Annotated in this window: 1 protein-coding gene; it reads right to left on the bottom strand. The window is 68.6% G+C overall.

Annotated elements, in window-relative coordinates; all coding sequences use genetic code 11:
• Window positions 1-144 precede the first annotated feature (144 nt).
• A partial coding sequence (locus tag AUL38_RS17650; protein ID WP_235590574.1) for an efflux RND transporter permease subunit occupies window positions 145-560 on the bottom strand: 416 nt, incomplete at its 5' end.

Genomic DNA, 560 nt, shown 5'->3' with positions numbered 1-560 from the left:
GACGCCGAGCGCCATCGGGGCCAGCGCAAGGATCGTTGCGAGCGCGGTCATCACGATCGGCCTGAGGCGCTGCAGGGAGCGATTGCGGTTCGGGTCGTAGTTCGCGGGGGCTTTAAAGCCCCGCCGCTTCTTCTGGGCCATGAGTTACAGTCCTCGGGGCGTCGGCCCCGCGTCACTTTCGGTGTCGTTCTCGCGTGAATCGATGTCAGGATCCGCGGGCGTCTCCCCCGGCCACATCTCGGGCGCTTCCGCGTGCAGTGCGCCGGAATCACCGGCGGCAGCACTCGCGCCCACAGGTGTAAGCGTATCGGCTCGCTTGTCGGCCGCGCGTTCGCGTCGGCGATCCCGGCTCTGCTCGCGCTTCCGCTCGACGAGGTAGTAGAGCGTCGGCAGCACCACAAGGGTGAGCACGGTTGACGACAGCAGCCCGCCGATCACGACGACCGCGAGCGGCTGCGAGATGAACCCGCCCTTGCCGGTGACGCCGAGCGCCATCGGGGCCAGCGCAAGGATCGTTGCGAGCGCGGTCATCACGATCGGCCTGAGGCGCTGCAGGGAGC

The organism is Leucobacter sp. G161, assembly GCF_001482305.1.
GTDB lineage: Bacteria > Actinomycetota > Actinomycetes > Actinomycetales > Microbacteriaceae > Leucobacter.
The sequence above is the reverse complement of the archived record's forward strand: the minus strand, read 5'-3'. Positions and strand labels throughout refer to the sequence as shown.